This window comes from Corynebacterium sp. UMB10321, from assembly GCF_030228725.1.
GTDB classification, from domain to species: domain Bacteria; phylum Actinomycetota; class Actinomycetes; order Mycobacteriales; family Mycobacteriaceae; genus Corynebacterium; species Corynebacterium pseudogenitalium.
Map to the genome: position 1 here is coordinate 296,681 of NZ_JASOZC010000001.1, position 17,166 is coordinate 313,846.

Annotated in this window: 22 protein-coding genes; 19 read left to right on the forward strand and 3 right to left on the reverse strand. The window is 62.3% G+C overall.

Annotation, left to right across the window (positions count from 1 at the left end):
- Positions 1 to 47: 47 nt before the first annotated feature.
- Together QP752_RS01385 and QP752_RS01390 are read right to left on the reverse strand one after the other, a co-directional pair.
- Positions 48 to 359: a hypothetical protein gene (locus QP752_RS01385; protein ID WP_256006154.1), complete on the reverse strand. Its 312-nt coding sequence runs from the start codon at positions 357 to 359 to the stop codon at positions 48 to 50.
- 2 nt (positions 360 to 361) lie between these two features.
- On the reverse strand, positions 362 to 856 hold the full coding sequence (locus QP752_RS01390; protein ID WP_070363107.1) for an Asp23/Gls24 family envelope stress response protein: 495 nt from the start codon (positions 854 to 856) through the stop codon (positions 362 to 364).
- Between the two features lie 566 nt (positions 857 to 1,422).
- Between QP752_RS01390 and rpsJ the strand changes: the two genes are divergently transcribed.
- The 19 genes from rpsJ to QP752_RS01485 all read left to right on the forward strand — a co-directional run bounded on the left by rpsJ (position 1,423) and on the right by QP752_RS01485 (position 16,298).
- Positions 1,423 to 1,728 (forward strand): 30S ribosomal protein S10, encoded by a 306-nt coding sequence (gene rpsJ, locus QP752_RS01395; RefSeq protein WP_003848085.1) that lies wholly within the window; start codon positions 1,423 to 1,425, stop codon positions 1,726 to 1,728.
- Positions 1,729 to 1,771: 43 nt separating this feature from the next.
- Complete coding sequence (gene rplC, locus QP752_RS01400) at positions 1,772 to 2,428, forward strand: 50S ribosomal protein L3 (protein WP_070363106.1); 657 nt, start codon at positions 1,772 to 1,774, stop codon at positions 2,426 to 2,428.
- A complete protein-coding gene (rplD, locus tag QP752_RS01405; protein ID WP_070363105.1) occupies positions 2,425 to 3,081 on the forward strand; it encodes a 50S ribosomal protein L4 in 657 nt (218 codons plus the stop codon). The genes rplC and rplD overlap by 4 nt, the downstream gene beginning before the upstream one ends.
- Positions 3,082 to 3,387: a 50S ribosomal protein L23 gene (gene rplW, locus QP752_RS01410; protein ID WP_070363104.1), complete on the forward strand. Its 306-nt coding sequence runs from the start codon at positions 3,082 to 3,084 to the stop codon at positions 3,385 to 3,387.
- Positions 3,388 to 3,412: 25 nt separating this feature from the next.
- Positions 3,413 to 4,252: a 50S ribosomal protein L2 gene (gene rplB, locus QP752_RS01415; RefSeq protein ID WP_070363103.1), complete on the forward strand. Its 840-nt coding sequence runs from the start codon at positions 3,413 to 3,415 to the stop codon at positions 4,250 to 4,252.
- 16 nt (positions 4,253 to 4,268) lie between these two features.
- Complete coding sequence (gene rpsS / locus QP752_RS01420; RefSeq protein ID WP_070363102.1) at positions 4,269 to 4,544, forward strand: 30S ribosomal protein S19; 276 nt, start codon at positions 4,269 to 4,271, stop codon at positions 4,542 to 4,544.
- Positions 4,545 to 4,547: 3 nt separating this feature from the next.
- A complete protein-coding gene (gene rplV / locus QP752_RS01425; RefSeq protein WP_070363101.1) occupies positions 4,548 to 4,907 on the forward strand; it encodes a 50S ribosomal protein L22 in 360 nt (119 codons plus the stop codon).
- Positions 4,907 to 5,650 (forward strand): 30S ribosomal protein S3, encoded by a 744-nt coding sequence (gene rpsC / locus QP752_RS01430; protein ID WP_070363100.1) that lies wholly within the window; start codon positions 4,907 to 4,909, stop codon positions 5,648 to 5,650. Before rplV ends, rpsC begins: the two co-directional genes overlap by 1 nt.
- A 3-nt stretch (positions 5,651 to 5,653) precedes the next feature.
- Complete coding sequence (gene rplP / locus QP752_RS01435; RefSeq protein WP_070363099.1) at positions 5,654 to 6,070, forward strand: 50S ribosomal protein L16; 417 nt, start codon at positions 5,654 to 5,656, stop codon at positions 6,068 to 6,070.
- Entirely contained in the window at positions 6,070 to 6,300 is a 231-nt protein-coding gene (gene rpmC / locus QP752_RS01440) for a 50S ribosomal protein L29 (protein WP_070363098.1), read from the forward strand. The genes rplP and rpmC overlap by 1 nt, the downstream gene beginning before the upstream one ends.
- A 2-nt stretch (positions 6,301 to 6,302) precedes the next feature.
- Positions 6,303 to 6,587: a 30S ribosomal protein S17 gene (gene rpsQ, locus QP752_RS01445; RefSeq protein ID WP_070363097.1), complete on the forward strand. Its 285-nt coding sequence runs from the start codon at positions 6,303 to 6,305 to the stop codon at positions 6,585 to 6,587.
- Between the two features lie 132 nt (positions 6,588 to 6,719).
- Positions 6,720 to 7,085, forward strand: a complete 366-nt coding sequence (locus QP752_RS01450; protein ID WP_070363096.1) for a DsrE family protein — start codon at positions 6,720 to 6,722, stop codon at positions 7,083 to 7,085.
- A 7-nt stretch (positions 7,086 to 7,092) separates the two neighbouring features.
- Positions 7,093 to 8,685, forward strand: a complete 1,593-nt coding sequence (locus QP752_RS01455) for a sulfurtransferase TusA family protein (protein ID WP_284804088.1) — start codon at positions 7,093 to 7,095, stop codon at positions 8,683 to 8,685.
- Positions 8,678 to 8,902 (forward strand): hypothetical protein, encoded by a 225-nt coding sequence (locus tag QP752_RS01460; RefSeq protein ID WP_070363094.1) that lies wholly within the window; start codon positions 8,678 to 8,680, stop codon positions 8,900 to 8,902. Before QP752_RS01455 ends, QP752_RS01460 begins: the two co-directional genes overlap by 8 nt.
- 27 nt (positions 8,903 to 8,929) lie before the next feature.
- The gene (locus QP752_RS01465; protein ID WP_141742165.1) at positions 8,930 to 10,531 is read left to right on the forward strand and encodes an efflux RND transporter periplasmic adaptor subunit; all 1,602 of its coding nucleotides are present in this window, start codon (positions 8,930 to 8,932) and stop codon (positions 10,529 to 10,531) included.
- A complete protein-coding gene (locus QP752_RS01470; RefSeq protein ID WP_284804090.1) occupies positions 10,528 to 11,790 on the forward strand; it encodes an ABC transporter permease in 1,263 nt (420 codons plus the stop codon). Before QP752_RS01465 ends, QP752_RS01470 begins: the two co-directional genes overlap by 4 nt.
- Positions 11,791 to 11,813: 23 nt before the next feature.
- Entirely contained in the window at positions 11,814 to 13,316 is a 1,503-nt protein-coding gene (locus QP752_RS01475; RefSeq protein ID WP_284804092.1) for a SulP family inorganic anion transporter, read from the forward strand.
- A 52-nt stretch (positions 13,317 to 13,368) separates the two neighbouring features.
- Entirely contained in the window at positions 13,369 to 15,237 is a 1,869-nt protein-coding gene (gene glmS, locus QP752_RS01480; RefSeq protein ID WP_070363090.1) for a glutamine--fructose-6-phosphate transaminase (isomerizing), read from the forward strand.
- A 17-nt stretch (positions 15,238 to 15,254) separates the two neighbouring features.
- Positions 15,255 to 16,298, forward strand: coding sequence for an LLM class flavin-dependent oxidoreductase (locus QP752_RS01485; protein WP_070477546.1), 1,044 nt, complete (start codon positions 15,255 to 15,257; stop codon positions 16,296 to 16,298).
- Here QP752_RS01485 and QP752_RS01490 read toward each other — a convergent pair.
- Entirely contained in the window at positions 16,295 to 17,161 is an 867-nt protein-coding gene (locus QP752_RS01490; RefSeq protein WP_070477548.1) for a carbohydrate kinase, read from the reverse strand. The two genes, QP752_RS01485 and QP752_RS01490, sit on opposite strands and share 4 nt — an antisense overlap.
- Positions 17,162 to 17,166: the final 5 nt, after the last annotated feature.

A 17,166-nucleotide genomic window follows, 5' to 3' on the forward strand; every position in this document is an offset into this window, starting at 1 on the left:
TTACTTGTAGTTGTGGGTACGCAACGCGGACGCCCTAATGGGCGTTCCTATTCGGCGTCGGCGACAACAACGTCGACGAAATCGACATCGGTGGCGCGCAGGGTAGCGGTGCGTACGTCGTCGGCGACGGAGTGAATGTCCCGTTCGCTCGAAACGTCGTAAATAAAGTTGACTTCAAGGCCGCGGAGGTTGGGGTCTGAGGATCGCGTCGCGGGTTTGAGCCCTTCGATCCGCTCACCGGGTAGCAGGAGGGCAACTTCACCGAAGAACCCGCTGTGCATACCCGCAACGCCAGGGACAGCCAAAATGGCGTCCCGGGCGGCTTCGGCCACCTCGCGGCTAACGGAGGTGTACGCCATAACTACTGAGCCAGCGCCTGGTTAGCGTTGTAGGCGGCCTCGTTGGACTCCTCGTTGTCCTGCTCCGGCAGGTGGACGTCGTGAACAGTGACGTCGACGCGGTCAACGATAAGGCCGGTCATGCGGGTAACAGCAACAGTGATGTTCTCGCGGATGGCGTTTGCGAGCTCGTGGATGGCGACGCCGTACTCCGCAATAATTGCAACAGCGACGGAAGCGTGGCCGTCCTCGACAACGACATCGACGCCCTGCTGAACATTGGTGGAGGAGGTCAGCGACTCGCGAACAGCGCCCCACATGCGTGCAGCGCCACCGCCCAGGTTGTAAACTCCGGAAACTTCGCGGGCGGCGATGCCGGCGATCTTGCCGACGACGTTGTCGTCGATCATCGTGGTGCCGTGCTCAGTCTCAAGGTTGGAGTTGCGGGTGCGAACCTGCTCTGTCTCCTTTGCCTCGGTGGTGGCAGGAGTGTTCTCGGTTGCATTGTGGTCGGCCATGGAAAATCCCTTCGTCTATATATTGGGTAAAGAAAAGTACGACGGACAGACGCCCGTGTAAACACCCAGGGTACACAGCAACCAGCTAGCTTGCCTGAATCGATGCAAAAATTTCCGAATGGATATCAGTCTGCAACCAAACTGAAATGTTCGGAGAAGGGGTTGCACTTCTTGCAAGAACGTGTTTTAATACTCGGGTTGCCTCGACATGGCGGCCGCAAGGTTGTGATGGTGGGGTAAACATGACACCTTCCAAAGAAGGTTTTTATCTAGGTTAACTAGGTGAGAAACCGGAGAAGGGACATGGCAAATAAACAGCGGCAGTACGCAAGGGTCACGCACCCTTCCGAGTCTGACACCCCGATGCACGTGTGCACCGAGGCGGAAGCACTGAAGTAAGCGCGCAGTTTATTGTCGCGTTACTCACCTTCCGGAAGTGTCAAACAGTCAATGAAAACGACACTGGCGTTGAGCCATGGGCCCAGCCCGGACAACGTTATAGAGAAACTAGAAGCTACAACCCCACCGCTTCGTTCAGAATGTGGGGATGCGAGGAAGAGGTAAGCGTGGCGGGACAGAAGATCCGCATCAGGCTGAAGGCCTACGACCACGAAGCGATCGACGCATCTGCGAAGAAGATCGTTGAGACGGTCACCCGCACGGGTGCCCGCGTCGTTGGACCGGTGCCGTTGCCCACAGAGAAGAACGTGTACGCCGTTATTCGTTCTCCCCACAAGTACAAGGACTCTCGCGAGCACTTTGAGATGCGCACGCACAAGCGTCTCATCGACATTCTCGATCCGACGCCGAAGACGGTTGACGCGCTCATGCGTATCGACCTTCCTGCAAGCGTTGACGTGAACATCCAGTAATCACTAGAGATCCGACAACCTGTAAGTAGTGGAGAACTAATACATGTCTGATAACCAGATCAAGGGCATTCTGGGCACCAAGCTCGGCATGACCCAGATCTTCGACGACGAGAACCGTGTTATCCCGGTTACCGTCGTTGAGGCTGGGCCGTGCGTGGTCACCCAGATCCGTACACCAGAGACTGATGGCTACTCCGCCATCCAGATTGCTTACGGCGACATCGATCCCCGTAAGACGAACAAGCCAGAGGCTGGCCACTTCAAGAAGGCTGGCGTCACCCCACGTCGCTACGTAGCTGAAATCCGCATGGATGACACCTCTGCGTACGAACTCGGCCAAGAGATCACCGTCAATCTGTTTGACGGCGACGTCTTCGTCGACGTTGCTGGCACCACCAAGGGCCACGGCTTCGCTGGCGCAATGAAGCGTCACGGCTTCGCGGGCCAGGGTGCAGCACACGGTAACCAGGCTGCTCACCGTCGCGTTGGTGGCATTGGTGGCGCGTCTACGCCGGGTCGCGTGTTCAAGGGCAAGCGCATGGCTGGCCGTATGGGCGGTAACCGCGTTACTACCCAGAACCTGAAGATTCAACGCATCGACGGCGACAACAACCTCCTCCTCATCAAGGGTGCTATCCCTGGTGCGAAGGGTTCTGTTGTTACCGTCAAGACCGCAGTGAAGGGCGGTGCTCACGCATGACGAACCTGACGTTGAACGTCCACACCGCAGACGGAAAGACCAACGGTTCCGTTGAGCTTCCGGCAGAACTTTTTGACCGTGAAGCTTCCATTCCCCTGATGCACCAGGTTGTGACAGCTCAGCTGGCAGCCGCTCGTCAGGGCACTCACGCCACCAAGACCCGCGGCATGGTCCGCGGTGGTGGTAAGAAGCCATTCCGCCAGAAGGGCACCGGTCGCGCTCGTCAGGGCTCGATCCGCGCGCCACACTTCACCGGCGGTGGCATTGTCCACGGTCCGCAGCCGCGTTCTTACGCGCAGCGCACCCCAAAGAAGATGATCAAGGCTGCACTTGCTGGTGCACTCACTGATCGTGTTCGCAACGAGCGCATCCACCTCATTGAGGAGCTTGTTCCGGGCCAGAAGCCTTCGACCAAGTCTGCTCGTGCGTTCATTGAGCGTCTGACTGACCGTAAGTCGGTGCTGCTCGTGATCGGCCGTGAGGATGTTAACTCCCGTCTGTCCGCAAGGAACCTGCCGGGCGTCACCATTCTTGAGCCGGCGCAGCTGAACACCTACGACGTGCTGAACGCCGATGACGTTGTGTTCTCGGTTGAGGCGCTGCACACCTTCATCAACCGTGGCAAGGCTGAAGCTGCGGAGGAGGAGAAGTAAATGGCTAAGATCGTGAATTCCCGCGACATCATCATCGCGCCGGTCCTCTCTGAGAAGACCTACGCGCTGATGGAGCAGAACACCTACACGTTTTTTGTAGCGAAGTCTGCTAACAAGACCCAGATCAAGATTGCCGTGGAAGAGATTTTCGGCGTCGACGTCGCTTCGGTGAACACCGTGAACCGTGAGGGCAAGCGCAAGCGTTCCCGCACTGGTTTCGGTAAGCGCAAGGACACCAAGCGCGCCTACGTTACTCTCCGCGAGGGCAGCGATCCCATCGACATCTTCGGCGGCGCAGCCGTCTAAGTGACTCGATAGAAAAGGACAAAATATGGCTATTCGTAAGTACAAGCCGACAACCCCGGGTCGCCGTGCCAGCTCTGTTTCGGAGTTCGAGGAGCTTACCCGCTCCACTCCGGAAAAGTCGCTGCTGCGCCCGCTCCCGAAGAAGGGTGGCCGCAACACGCACGGCCACATCACCACTCGTCACCGTGGTGGCGGCCACAAGCGTCGCTACCGCGTGATTGACTTCCGTCGTTCGGACAAAGACGGCGTGCTGGCAAAGGTTGCTCACATCGAGTACGACCCGAACCGCACCGCTAACATTGCTTTGCTCCACTACTACGACGGTGAGAAGCGCTACATCATCGCTCCGAAGGGCCTGAAGCAGGGTGCCGTCGTTGAGGCTGGTCCTAACGCCGACATCAAGGTTGGTAACAACCTCCCACTTCGTAACATCCCGACCGGTACGACGATCCACGCTGTTGAGCTCAAGCCTGGTGCAGGTGCCAAGCTTGCTCGTTCCGCAGGCGCTTCTATTCAGCTGCTCGGTAAGGAAGGTTCCTACGCAGTGCTGCGTATGCCGTCCTCCGAAATTCGCCGCGTGGACATCCGCTGCCGCGCAACCGTTGGTGAGGTCGGCAACGCTGACCAGATCAACATCCGCTGGGGCAAGGCTGGCCGTATGCGCTGGAAGGGCTGGCGCCCAACGGTCCGCGGTGTTGTCATGAACCCTGTGGATCACCCACACGGTGGTGGTGAAGGTAAGACTTCCGGTGGTCGTCACCCAGTGTCCCCATGGGGCAAGAAGGAAGTTCGCACCCGCAACCCAAACCGTTACTCAAACAACATGATCGTGCGACGCCGTCGCTCGAAGAACAAGAAGCGTTAAGAGGAGGTAGTAAGACATGCCACGTAGCCTAAAGAAAGGCCCGTTCGTCGATGAGCACCTCCTCAACAAGGTGGACGCTCAGAACGATGCAGGCACCAAGCAGGTAATCAAGACCTGGTCTCGCCGTTCGACCATTCTCCCAGATTTCATCGGACACACTTTCGCCGTCCACGACGGCCGCAAGCACGTCCCGGTGTTTGTCGACGAGTCCATGGTCGGCCACAAGCTCGGCGAGTTTGCACCAACCAAGACCTTTAAGGGTCACGTCAAGGAACAGAAGGGACGTCGATAAGCAATGGCTGACACCATCACCACTGCATCCGCGACGGCCAAGTTCGTTCGTGTTTCCCCGATGAAGGCGCGCCGCGTGCTCGCCCTCGTCCGTGGGAAGTCCGTCTCCGAGGCTCTCGCAGTCCTGAAGTACGCACCACAGGGTGCTGCGAAGGACGTCGCCAAGGTTGTTGCATCTGCAGCCGCCAACGCTGAAAACAACTTCGGTTTGGACCCGCGTACGCTGGTCGTCTCCGAGTGCTGGGCAAACGAAGGTCCGACCATGCGTCGCTTCCAGCCACGCGCTCAGGGTCGCGCATTCCAGATCCGGAAGCGCACCTCGCACATCACCGTAGTTGTCGAGTCCAAGGAAGGGGCGAAGTAATGGGCCAGAAGATTCACCCACACGGCCTGCGCCTGGGTATCACGTCCGACTGGAAGTCCCACTGGTACGCCGACAAGAACTACGCTGATTACGTCGCAGAAGACATCAAGATCCGCGAGTTCCTGTCCAAGGGCCTCGAGCGCGCCGGTATCTCCGACGTCGTCATCGAGCGCACCCGTGACCGCGTCCGCGTCGACATTCACACTGCCCGCCCGGGCATCGTGATTGGCCGTCGTGGCGCTGAGGCTGACCGCATCCGCCGTGAGCTCGAGAAGCTCACCGGCAAGATGGTTGCGCTGAACATCCTCGAGGTCAAGAACGTCGACGCCGACGCGACGCTCGTTGCTCAGTCCATCGCTGAACAGCTGGTCAACCGCGTTGCGTTCCGTCGTGCGATGCGCAAGGCAATCCAGTCCGCTATGCGTAACCCACAGGTCAAGGGCATCAAGGTCATGACCTCGGGTCGTCTCGGCGGCGCTGAAATGTCCCGCGTCGAGCGCTACCACGAAGGCCGTGTGCCACTGCACACCCTTCGTGCTGAGATCGACTACGGCATCGCAGAAGCACACACGACCTTCGGCGTCATCGGCGTCAAGGTTTGGATCTACAAGGGCGACGTCGTCGGTGGCGTGCGCGAGTCCGAGCTCAACGCTCCGTCGAACGAGCGTCGTGGCCGTGGCGATCGCCGCCCACGCCGTGGTGGCCAGCGCCGCCAGCGTGCAGAGCAGAAGCAGGAGGGCTAATCAATGCTTATTCCTAAGCGTGTGAAGTACCGCCGCCAGCACCGCCCGACTCGTTCTGGCGTGTCCAAGGGTGGCAACACGATCAACTTCGGTGACTACGCTCTGCAGGCTCTCGAGCCGGCGTACATCACCAACCGTCAGATTGAGGCGGCTCGTATTGCGATCAACCGCCACGTCAAGCGTGGTGGCAAGGTCTGGATCAACATCTTCCCGGACCGTCCGTTGACGCAGAAGCCGCTCGGTGTTCGTATGGGCTCCGGTAAGGGCCCTGTCGAGAAGTGGGTCGCTAACGTAAAGCCGGGACGTATTCTCTTTGAGATGTCCTACCCGAACGACGCAACCGCTATCGAGGCACTGCGCCGCGCAGGCGCGAAGCTGCCTTGCAAGGTTCGCATCATCAAGAAGGAGGACCAGTTCTAATGGCAAACGGTACCCCCGCATCCGAGTTCCGCGAGCTCAACGACGAAGAGCTGCGCGCTCGTCTGTCCGAGGCAAAGGAAGAGCTGTTTAACCTGCGCTTCCAGCTTGCTACCGGCCAGCTGACCAACAACCGCCGCATCTCCACCGTGAAGCGCGACATCGCACGTATCTACACCGTGCTGCGCGAGCGCGAGCTCGGCCTGTCCGTTGTTCCGGGAGCTGAGGCTTAATCATGAGTGAGGCAAACGTGAACGAACAGACCAACGAGAAGCGTGTTCAGAAGAACCGCCGCGGCTACGTCGTCTCCGACAAGATGGACAAGACCATCGTTGTCGAGGTCGAGGACCGCAAGTCCCACGCCCTGTACGGCAAGATCGTCCGTACCACCAAGCGCGTGAAGGCACACGACGAGGAGAACACCGCCGGTGTTGGCGACCTCGTCCGCATCCAGGAGACGCGTCCGCTGTCCAAGGACAAGCACTTCCGTCTCGTGGAGATCATTGAGAAGGCACGCTAAACCCATCATGTAGAGGCGTCCGACTCAAGGACAAGAGAGCACCACCCCCAAGTTTCGTTACGACGGGGTGGTGCTTTTTCTATTTCGGTAGACTTTCTGGTGCTCGTAACGTTCAATGAAAAGGAGTTCACTATGGGTACTGGCAAGTTTTGCGTCACTGTTGCACACGCGAAGGACAATGAGGACCTTGCGACGCTCGGTTTCGTCGTCGCCAACGCTGCTGTAGGTTCCGCGCAGGACACGATGGTCTTCCTGTCTTCCGAGGGCGCTCGCCTCGCTGTGAAGGGCTACGCGGACGACATCCATGAGGAGGGCTTCGCTCCAATCAAGGAGTTGATTGAGAACTTCGTTGCTGCAGAGGGCAAGCTGTACGTGTGCGCGCCTTGTGCCAAGAAGCGTGGCTTCGGGGAAGAGGATCTTATCGACGGCGCCACCATCGTCGGCGGCGCAAAGCTGGTTGAGTTCCTGGCAGACGGCACCCCAAGCGTTTCCTACTAAGGCAACGATGTCTCAGTCCGAGAATCTGCACCCGTACGCCCCAGACGCCAGCTTCGACGGTGGCGATCTGGACTGCGGTAACGGGTTGCTGTTATTGATCCGAAAGAACATCGATCCGCTCGAGTCTGGCCAGCTGCTGGAGATTATCTCCTATGACTCCACAGTCAAGGTGGATCTGCCTTCCTGGTGTAACTTGACTGGCAATGACTTGGTCAACGTGGTTGAGGAGCCAGAGCACAAGCGGTGGCGCTTCCTTGTGTCGAAGGGGTCGTTTACGAAGCCTGTGGAGGTTGCTGACATCCCGGCCGCTACAGAGGCGGTGCGCCCGAAGAAGAGGAAGGGCCCGCGTAAGCGTCCGCAGATGCCGGTGACGCAGGAGGTTGTGGAGCCGACGATCGCCAAGGAACTGCCTGAGCCAGCTCCCGCGCCGGAGATTCCGGCGGGATCGGTACTGACGATGGGGTCTTGGCCGCGGTCTCCGTGGTTGTTGGATGCGCTGCACCGCCACCTCGAAGAGCGGATGGATGAGGGCACGTTCCAGGCCACAGCCGACGACGCAGTGCGCCTTGTGCTTGCGGCGCAGGAGCGGGCCGGAGTGGACGTCGTCACGGATGGTGAAATGCGACGCGACAACTACTCGAGCTTCGTCGCGGGGCGTCTGCAGAACTGCCAGCTCATCCCGATTACGGACCTGCTGCCGTACGTGGATGACCCGGAGGAGTTCGAGCGCGAGCTTCGCGCGTTGGACGTCCCGGCGGGCGAGGTGCGCCACCCGGCGGTCTTTGGCCCGCTTGGTCGCGATAAGCCGCTGGTTGCGCACGAGGTTGAGTTCGTGCAGCAGCTCACCGACCGCCCGGTGAAGGTGTGCCTGCCGGGGCCGTATCTGCTCACGCGCACGATGTGGATGGAGTGTGTCTCCGACCGCGCGTACGAGAACCGCGAGGAGATGTCGAAGGATATCGTCCGCGTGCTACGCGAGGAGCTCCACGAATTGCTGGCGAAGGGAACGTCGCTGGTGCAGATCGATGAGCCGGTGCTTACTGAAGTCGTGTACGGGCAGGCAGGCGGGGGCGGCCGCACGTTTATGTGTGGCGCGCTCGACGGCCTGGAGGGCACGGTGGATGAGGAGCTGGAGTTCGCGAAGTCGCTGCTCGACGAGCTCACAGAAGGGCTGCCGAAGGACAGGTTGGCGCTGCACGTGTGCCGCGGCAACTGGACCACGGACGAGTCGGCGGCGCTGACGGGCGATTACGCTCCGTTTGTTGAGCTTTTCGCCTCGCTGAACGTGGGTATGTTGTCCATGGAGTTGGCGACGCCTCGTGCCGGCGATATCCGAGCCCTCGAGGGAATCCGCGACGACCAGCGCATCTGCGTTGGCGTGCTGAACCAAAAGCTTCAGGAGCTGGAGCCCGTCGAGGCAGTGGAGGCGCGCATCGAGCGAGCCCTGGACACGTTCGGGGCTGACCGGGTGGTCTTCTCCACGGACTGCGGTTTTGCAACGTTTGCGGATAACCCAATCGTGGCCGCGAACTTGGCTGAGCAGCAGCTCGCGCTCATTGTGCAGGCCCGCGACAATGTGATGGCGCGCCGCAATGCATGAGGATCACTACTGGGACGCCCAGGACATCGCGTGCGGTGATGTCCTGGTGCGCCTCTTCCTCTTGTTCCGCGACCAGATCAAGGATGGGGAAGTGCTGCACTTGCGGTCCACGAACGAGGCGATCGATATCGATATTCGTGCCTGGTGCGGCCTGACTGGCAACACGTTGCTGCGCGCGGATCACCCGGAGTTTTATATCCGTAAAACTTCTGATTGATGTGAAACTTCGGCTATCCTTAGCGCTGTGAATAAAGGACTGCGCCGAACGAACCGTGTCGTTTCCCGAGCCCTCGCAACCGTTGGGCTCGGGCTTTGTATTCTTGCCTCTACCGCCGCCTGCGGGTTTGGGGGCGGTCAGCCGGTCATGGCAGCTGATACGACAGAGCTCGCTCCTCGTGATGTTGCTGCCAAAGTGCCGGTCACCGCGACGGTGGAGGCTGCCACGGTGACCGCGTTGACGACGCACCTGACCGGCCCGGTCACAGCCCTGAACGTGAAGGTGGGACAGCGTGTCGAGGCGGGCCAGGTCGTCGCGGTCCTGGATACGTCGGGGGTCCAGCGTGAGATTGATGCGCAGCGCGCGCAGCAGATTTCGGCGGATGTCGCGGCGCAGAATCAGCTTGAGCAGGCCCAGCAGGCTTACCAGCAGTCGAGCGACGCGATGCAGCGTGGCCTGAACCCGCAGGTGACGCAGGCGGAGGCGGCCCTTCGCCAGGCTGATGGCCAGTTGCAGGAGGCTACCGCAGTTTTCGAGCAGCGAAAGAAAGCAGTCGCTGCGGGCCTGGACAGCACGCTGCTTACGCAGGCGCAGGGCGTGGACTCGGCGCGTCGTGACGCGCTGACGGCGGCCCTGGAGTCTGTGCGCGGCAACCACGGCATCTTCCAATCTGGGATGGCGCAAGACGATGCTGTGCAGCCGTTGCTGAGCAAACTGGAGGCCGACGAGCGTTTCCGCGGCGCGAAGCACAACCTTTCTGCGGCGCAAAAGGCGTACGACGCTGCCCTCAACGACACCGACGCGGATCTTGCGGCGAAGCAGCGCGCCGTAGCTCAGGCGTTTGATGCGAAGGCGGAGGCAGCGGTCGGGCTCGAGGTAGCAAAGCTTGCGGCCCAGCAGCAGCTCGACTCCCAGGCGGCAGCGGTGCAGCAGGCACAGCGTGGGGTGCAGGCGGCGCAGGCCGCGGCGGGCCAGTCAATCGCGCAGCTTGAGGTCGACGTGGCGTCGGGCCAGGTGCGAGCCCCGATCGCGGGTGTGGTCGCGGAGGTCGCGGTGAAGCAGGGGCAGACGCCGACGGGCTATCTGCTCTCTGTGGCGGACCCGAACCGGCTGGTGCTGCGCGCGAGCGTCAAGGAGCTGGACTCGGCGAAGATGAAGCCGGGCGACGCCGTCTCGTTCACCACGCCTGGCACCGGCGCGAAGAAGTTTAAGGGCCGTGTGCTGGATGTTTCATCGGTTGCGGAAACGCAGCCCGCGGCGGATGGGGCGTCGGCGCAGGCGGCGCGCCCGGAGTTCCCCGTGGAGATCGAGGTTCTGGGTGATACCGAGGGCCTCAAGATCGGCGGCACGGCCAAGGCGCAGATCACCACGGAGTCCGCGAAGGACGCGCTCGCTGTGCCGCGGGAGGCCGTCGTCGATGAGAACGGTAGCTACTCGGTGTACGCGCTGCGCCCGAAGGATGACGGGGACAAGTTCGAGGTAGTGAAGACGCCTGTCAAGGTTGGGCTGGTGTCGGATTCGGATGTGGTCGTAGAGGGCGTCGAGAAGGGGACGCGGGTGCTGAACAAGCCTGCCGAGTATCGCGAACGCGTCGGTGCCACCGTGACCTTGGTTGAGGAGCAGGAGTGAACCCGCGCGAATCTGTCAGGCTCGCCACGGTGAGCCTGCGGGCGAACAAGATGCGCTCGGCGCTGACGCTGCTCGGGGTGATCATTGGCATCGCCTCGGTGATTGCGATTATGACGCTGGGTAAGGCGATGCAGAAGCAGACGCTGGATAGCCTGGAGCAGTTCGGCATTCACGACGTCCACCTCGAAGTCAAGCCCCGCCAGGAGGATGACAGCGAGGCCGCCCGCTACATGTTCCAAGAAATTGACGACGCCTCGAAGCTCACCCCCGACATGATCGAGGACCTGCGCGCCGAACTCGGGACGCGGGCGAAGGGTATCGCGTTTGAGTTGGATAGCTCGACAGCTCAGGCGACACGCGGGCTGGCGCACGGCACCACGATGGTGAGTTTTGTCAACGCTGACCAGCTGGAGATGCAGAACCTGCCGCTGACCGCCGGGCGATTTCTGACCCAAGACGACATTGAGGCGAACCGCGCCGTGGCGGTGGTCTCGCCGGAGGTTGTGGAGCAGCTGTTCAATAACGACCCTGATTCGGCGATCGGGCAGGAAGTCGAGCTGGACATCGGCGGGCAGTACGCTTCGGTGCAGGTGGTCGGCGCGTACGGGCACTTTGAGAAGCAAGGCGTGCTGGTCGGGGACTTTTCGCAGTCGATGATGGCGGTGCCGTACACGGTGCAGCCGGACATGATGCGCACACCGGTGCCTGGCGTAGACAACGTGAGTGTGCGCGTCGCCGATGGCGCCGACACCGATCAAGTGGCCAAGGACGTCCAGGCGTGGGCGGACCGTGCCTATGAGGACGACCCCGATTACAAGGGGAAAGTGGCCGACATGAAGCGTGACATCGATCAGCTCAACCAGACGTTGACCATGATGAGCGTGGTGGTCTCCGCAATCGGCGGGATCTCGCTACTCGTCGGCGGTATCGGCGTGATGAACATCATGTTGATTACCGTGACGGAGCGCACCCGCGAGATCGGTGTGCGCATGGCTCTGGGCGCGACGCGTCGGATGATCCGCACGCAGTTTGTCACCGAGGCGATGATCGTCTGCCTCATCGGCGGGCTCTTCGGCGTGGTTGTAGGCGCGGGCTTCGGCATGCTGGGCGCCCTGCTGCTGAACGCCTTCGTGTTCCCCCCGATCTCGGCAGTGCTACTCTCACTGGTATTCGCGCTGCTGATTGGCCTGTTCTTCGGCTACTACCCGGCAAACCGCGCATCGAGAATGAACCCGATCGAAGCCCTGCGCTACGAATAACAACAACGCTTGGAGTGACACATATGGCAGCCACCGTGCTGACCACGGAAAACACGCGCCGGTACAAGCCCGAGCCATCAGTGGCGACAGCGCTGAAGACACCGCGCATCCTGACGAAGGAGGTCCTCGCCGGGCTAGTTGTGGCGCTGGCGCTGATCCCAGAGGCGATCAGCTTCTCCATCATCGCCGGGGTGGACCCGAAGATCGGGCTGTACTCCTCCTTCATCATGGCGATGGTGATCGCGATTACGGGTGGGCGCCCCGCCATGATCGCGGCCGCCACCGGTGCGGTGGCGCTGGTCATCGCGCCACTGGTGCGCGACTACGGCTACGACTACATGGTGGCAGCCATCATGCTCGCCGGGGTGTTCCAGATTCTGTTGGCGGTTGCTGGCGTCGCAACGCTGATGCGGTTCTTGCCGCGAAGCGTGATGATTGGCTTCGTCAACGCGCTGGCGATTCTCATCTTTGTGGCGCAGCTGCCCGAAATCATCGGCATTCACTGGGCGGTGTACCCGCTGCTGGCGCTGGCCATCGTGATCATGGTGGTGATGCCGAAGTTTACGCAGGCGGTTCCGGCCCCGCTCGTCGCAATCCTGGTGGTGACGCTCATCGCGGTCGCGACGAATGCGCCGGTCCCGACGGTCGGGGACCGCGGCGAGCTGCCGAGCAGCCTGCCCGAATTCTTTATCCCACACGTGCCGCTGACCTGGGAGACGCTGCGGATCATCGCACCGTACTCGCTCGGCGTGGCGCTTGTTGGCCTGATGGAGTCGCTGATGACCGCGAAGCTGATTGACGAAGTCACGGACACGCACTCCAACAAGACTCGCGAGAGCTGGGGGCAGGGCGTCGCGAACATTGTCACCGGCCTGTTCGGCGGGATGGGTGGCTGCGCCATGATCGGCCAGTCCATGATCAACGTGAAGGTCTCGGGGGCTCGCACCCGTATTTCCACCTTCCTGGCGGGCGCGTTCCTGCTGATTCTGATGCTCGCGTTCGGCGAGTACGTCGCCATGATCCCGATGGCTGCGCTGGTTGCCGTGATGGTGATGGTGTCGGTGGGCACGTTCGACTGGCACTCGGTGATGCCGAGCACGCTGCGCAAGCTGCCGGCTTCGGAAACCGTCACGATGCTGATCACGGTTGCAGTGGTGCTGGCGACGAACAACCTGGCTATCGGCGTCGTGGTGGGTGTGCTTGTGGCGTCGGTAATCTTTGTGCGAAACGTCGCCCACCTGGTGGAAGTGACCCGCGAAGTTGTCGACGGCGTGGCTCACTACGTGGTGTCCGGCCAGCTGCTGTTTGCCTCCTCCAACGACCTGACCACTCTGTTCATGTACTCGGAGGACCCCGACGAAGTGGTCGTGGACCTGCACCGCGCGCACGTGTGGGACGCGTCGACGGTCGCGGCGCTCGACAGCATTGAACAAAAATACGAGGAGCGCGGCAAGCACGTGCGCTTCATCGGCATGAACCCGAGTACCACGGAGTTTCACGGCAAGCTCACGGGCTCGCTGGGATAGGGTTCGGCGGCGTCACTTTTTCAGGAACTACGCCGCGTGTAAAATTCGCCCCATGTGTGGAATCGTTGGATACATAGGTGGCGAGCGTGCACGCGAGCACGACGCCCTCACCGTCATTATTGATGGGCTTCGCAGGCTCGAATACCGCGGTTATGACTCGGCCGGGGTAGCAGTCATGCAGGGCGACACCATCGCGTGCAGGAAGAAGGCAGGCAAGGTCGCGGACCTAGAGCAGGCCATCGCAGAGGCGCCGCTTGCGCCTTCCAACCTGGGCATCGGGCACACCCGGTGGGCAACCCACGGCGGGCCTACCGACGCCAACGCCCACCCCCACGTCGTCGGCGACGGCGCACTGGCCGTGGTGCACAACGGCATCATCGAGAACTTCGCGGCACTTCGTGCTGAGCTGAGCGAGAAGGGCTACACGTTCCGCTCCGAAACTGACACCGAGGTGGCAGCCACGCTGCTGCTGGACATCTTCAATACTGAGGCGAACAAGGACCTCACCGAGGCAATGCGCCTGACCGCCCTGCGACTCGAGGGCGCGTTCACGCTGCTGGCCATCGAGCAGGAATTCCCGGACCGTATCGTTGCGGCGCGCTGGAACTCACCGCTGGTGATCGGCCTGGGCGAGGGTGAGAACTTCCTCAGCTCTGACGTCTCCGGCTTCATCGAGTTCACCCGCGACGCGGTGGAGATGGACAACGGGCAGATCGTCACCCTGACCGCTGACAACTACGACATCATTGACTTCGAAGGCAACCACGCCGAGGGCAGCCCGTTCCGCGTCGAGTGGGACGTCACCGCCGCAGAAAAGGGTGGGTTTGATTCCTTCATGGCGAAGGAGATCCACGACCAACCGGCTGCCGTTCGCGACACGCTGTACGGCCGCTTCGACGCCGAGGGCAAGCTCACGCTCGACGAACTACGTATCGACGAGTCCGTGCTGCGCAGCGTCGACAAGATCATCATCGTGGCCTGCGGTACCGCTGCGTACGCGGGGCACGTGGCGAAGTACGCGATTGAGCACTGGTGCCGCATCCCGACGGAGGTCGAGCTGGCGCACGAGTTCCGCTACCGCGACCCGATCGTCACCCCGAACACCCTGGTCGTAGCAATTTCGCAGTCCGGCGAGACCATGGACACCCTCATGGCGGTACGCCACGCGCGCGAGCAGGGCGCGAAGGTCATCGCGATCTGCAACACGGTCGGCTCCTCCATCCCGCGTGAGGCCGACGCCTCCCTGTACACCTACGCCGGCCCAGAGATCGCAGTGGCGTCGACGAAGGCGTTCATCTCCCAGATCGTGGCGTCCTACCTGTTGGCGCTGTACCTGGCGCAGGTTCGCGGCAACAAGTTCACCGACGAAATCCAGACCATCATTGCTGAGCTGGAGGAGATGCCGGAGAAGATCCAGTGGATCCTGGACAACGAGGCAGAAATCCAGGAACTTGGCCGCGAGCTCGCCGACGCGAAGTCGGTGCTCTTCCTCGGCCGCCACGTCGGCTTCCCAGTCGCGCTCGAGGGCGCACTGAAGCTCAAGGAGGTCGCCTACCTGCACTCCGAGGGCTTCGCCGCAGGCGAGCTCAAGCACGGCCCGATCGCGCTGGTTGAGGAAGGGCAGCCGGTGTTCGTCATCGTGCCGTCGAAGCGTTCGCGCCACAACCTGCACGCCAAGGTTGTCTCCAACATCCAGGAAGTCCGCGCGCGTGGTGCCGTCACCATCGTGATCGCGGAGGAGGGCGACGAAGACGTGAACCGCTTCGCCAACCACGTGATCCGCATCCCGCAGTCGGCCGGCCTCATGCAGCCCCTCTTGTCGACGATCCCGCTGCAGATCTTCGCCTGCACCGTTGCGCAAGCACGTGGCTTGAACGTGGACCAGCCACGCAACCTGGCGAAGTCCGTCACGGTGGAGTAGCGCGCTAGAGTGGCCGCATGAAGAAGTTTGGGTTCCTTTCATTCGGCCACCACGCACCACCCGGGCGCCAGGGGATGACCGCGCGCGAGGCGCTACAGGACACCGTGGAGCTCGCGCGCCAGGCGGACGCGATTGGTGTCAACGGCGCCTACGTGCGAGTGCACCACTTCGCGCCGCAGTTCGCGTCTCCGATTGCCCTGCTTGGCGCGATGGCGTCGGCGACGAAGCACATTGAGGTGGGCACCGGCGTCGTCGATATGCGCTACGCCAACCCGCTGCAGCTCGCGGAGGACGTCGCCGCGCTCGATTTGCTAAGCGACGGCCGCCTCGCCTTCGGCGTCTCCCGCGGGTCACCGGAGCCTGCCGATAGAGGGTGGCGCGCTTTCGGCTACGAGTCAGAGGCCGCGAACGGTTCTGACCTGGCGCGTGCACATTTCCAGCGTTTCATTTCCGCGCTGCGCGGGGACCCGATGGCGCTCGCCGCATCCCTTGAGGAGCAGTACCCGCAGATGTACCCGCCTGCCAGCCCGCTCTCGGTGATGCCACACTCCGAGGATGCGGCGCGCCGGGTGTGGTGGGGAGCAGGTACGTTCGCCAGCGCCGAGCAGGCTGCCCGCGACGGCGTGAACCTGATGAGCTCCACGCTGATTTCGGAAGCCGACGGCCGCAGCCTCGGCGAGCTGCAGGCGGAACAGATTCAGCACTACCGGAAGGCGTGGGCGGCCGCGGGCCACGACTGGGAGCCGCGCGTTTCTGTTTCTCGTTCTATCTTTCCGATCGTGGACGAGGACACCGAGCGGCTCTTCGGACTGCTGGATACCGAGGAACAGATCGGTCAGATTGAGCGTGGTGTGTACACCACGTTCGGCAAGACGTACGCCGCAGAGGCCGATCAGCTTATCGAGGAGCTCGGTAATGACCCAGCAATCCAGGCCGCGGACACGCTGATGCTCACCGTTCCGAACCAGGCCGGGGTGGACGTGTGCATGCAGATCCTGCGCGGGTTCGCCGAGCACGTCGCGCCGGCGCTTGGGTGGGAGCCAGCGAACGCGGCTTCCTAATCCAGCTCGTGGGCGAAGGGGGTGTCTGCGCCGGTGCGCGACACCGTGATCGCGGCCGCGCGGGTGGCGAACGTGAGGATGTCGCACCATTCCTCCTCGCCGAGGGCGAGCAGGCCGTCGCGGTCCAGGCCGCGGGCGTCGAACTGGTGGACCAGCGCCGCCATCACCGTGTCGCCGGCGCCGATCGTGTCCGCGACCGTGACCTTCGGTGACGGGACCGTGACCGTGCCGAACGGCGCGCGTACCCGCAGGCCGTCGGCGCCGAGCGTGGTCACCACGACTGGCACGTGGGAGGTGTCACCGAGGAACTCGACTTCCTCGTCGGAGAGTTTGAGCACCGTTACGGAATCGAGCAGCCCCCGCAGGAACAGGCGGTGTTTCTCGGAAGCGAACGCCGGGCGGATATTCGGGTCCAGGCAGACGATTGCGCCGTGCTTCGCCGACTCAGAGGCGGCCTCCGCGTAGCGCAGCGACGCGGGCTCTAGCGCCAGGGACAGGGTCCCGAACACCGCGTAGCCCTCCTGCACCGGGACTGGCTGTGCAAAGCGGTCGGCGGTGCCGTCAACGTAGAAGGTGTAGGTCGCCGAGCCGTTCTCCGCCAGCGCGGTGACGGCCAGGGTAGTGGGCTCGTCGCCGCGGCCGCAGTTGGTGAGGTCCACGTGGGCGTCGAGAAGCGATTGGGCGAGTGCCTCCCCGAAGTTGTCGCGAGACAACCGTGACTGGAAGGAGACGTCTGCGCCGAGTCGGCCCAGAGCTCGGGCCACATTGAACGGGCCGCCACCGAGCGCGGGCACCAGCGGCGCGAGCGGGGAACGGTCCTGGGGGACAAGGTCAACGAGGGCTTCGCCGTACACAGTGATCATGGTTC

Coding starts and splice junctions, on each gene's coding strand:
- QP752_RS01450 (WP_070363096.1), top strand. CDS start 6,720: ATGGGTACTGGCAAGTTTTGCGTCACTGTTGCACACGCGAAGGACAAT.
- QP752_RS01490 (WP_070477548.1), bottom strand. CDS start 17,161: ATGATCACTGTGTACGGCGAAGCCCTCGTTGACCTTGTCCCCCAGGAC.
- rplP (WP_070363099.1), top strand. CDS start 5,654: ATGCTTATTCCTAAGCGTGTGAAGTACCGCCGCCAGCACCGCCCGACT.
- QP752_RS01475 (WP_284804092.1), top strand. CDS start 11,814: ATGGCAGCCACCGTGCTGACCACGGAAAACACGCGCCGGTACAAGCCC.
- QP752_RS01385 (WP_256006154.1), bottom strand. CDS start 359: ATGGCGTACACCTCCGTTAGCCGCGAGGTGGCCGAAGCCGCCCGGGAC.
- rpmC (WP_070363098.1), top strand. CDS start 6,070: ATGGCAAACGGTACCCCCGCATCCGAGTTCCGCGAGCTCAACGACGAA.
- rplC (WP_070363106.1), top strand. CDS start 1,772: ATGTCTGATAACCAGATCAAGGGCATTCTGGGCACCAAGCTCGGCATG.
- rpsC (WP_070363100.1), top strand. CDS start 4,907: ATGGGCCAGAAGATTCACCCACACGGCCTGCGCCTGGGTATCACGTCC.
- QP752_RS01455 (WP_284804088.1), top strand. CDS start 7,093: ATGTCTCAGTCCGAGAATCTGCACCCGTACGCCCCAGACGCCAGCTTC.
- QP752_RS01390 (WP_070363107.1), bottom strand. CDS start 856: ATGGCCGACCACAATGCAACCGAGAACACTCCTGCCACCACCGAGGCA.
- glmS (WP_070363090.1), top strand. CDS start 13,369: ATGTGTGGAATCGTTGGATACATAGGTGGCGAGCGTGCACGCGAGCAC.
- rpsS (WP_070363102.1), top strand. CDS start 4,269: ATGCCACGTAGCCTAAAGAAAGGCCCGTTCGTCGATGAGCACCTCCTC.
- rplD (WP_070363105.1), top strand. CDS start 2,425: ATGACGAACCTGACGTTGAACGTCCACACCGCAGACGGAAAGACCAAC.
- QP752_RS01485 (WP_070477546.1), top strand. CDS start 15,255: ATGAAGAAGTTTGGGTTCCTTTCATTCGGCCACCACGCACCACCCGGG.
- rplW (WP_070363104.1), top strand. CDS start 3,082: ATGGCTAAGATCGTGAATTCCCGCGACATCATCATCGCGCCGGTCCTC.
- rplV (WP_070363101.1), top strand. CDS start 4,548: ATGGCTGACACCATCACCACTGCATCCGCGACGGCCAAGTTCGTTCGT.
- rpsQ (WP_070363097.1), top strand. CDS start 6,303: ATGAGTGAGGCAAACGTGAACGAACAGACCAACGAGAAGCGTGTTCAG.
- rplB (WP_070363103.1), top strand. CDS start 3,413: ATGGCTATTCGTAAGTACAAGCCGACAACCCCGGGTCGCCGTGCCAGC.
- QP752_RS01460 (WP_070363094.1), top strand. CDS start 8,678: ATGCATGAGGATCACTACTGGGACGCCCAGGACATCGCGTGCGGTGAT.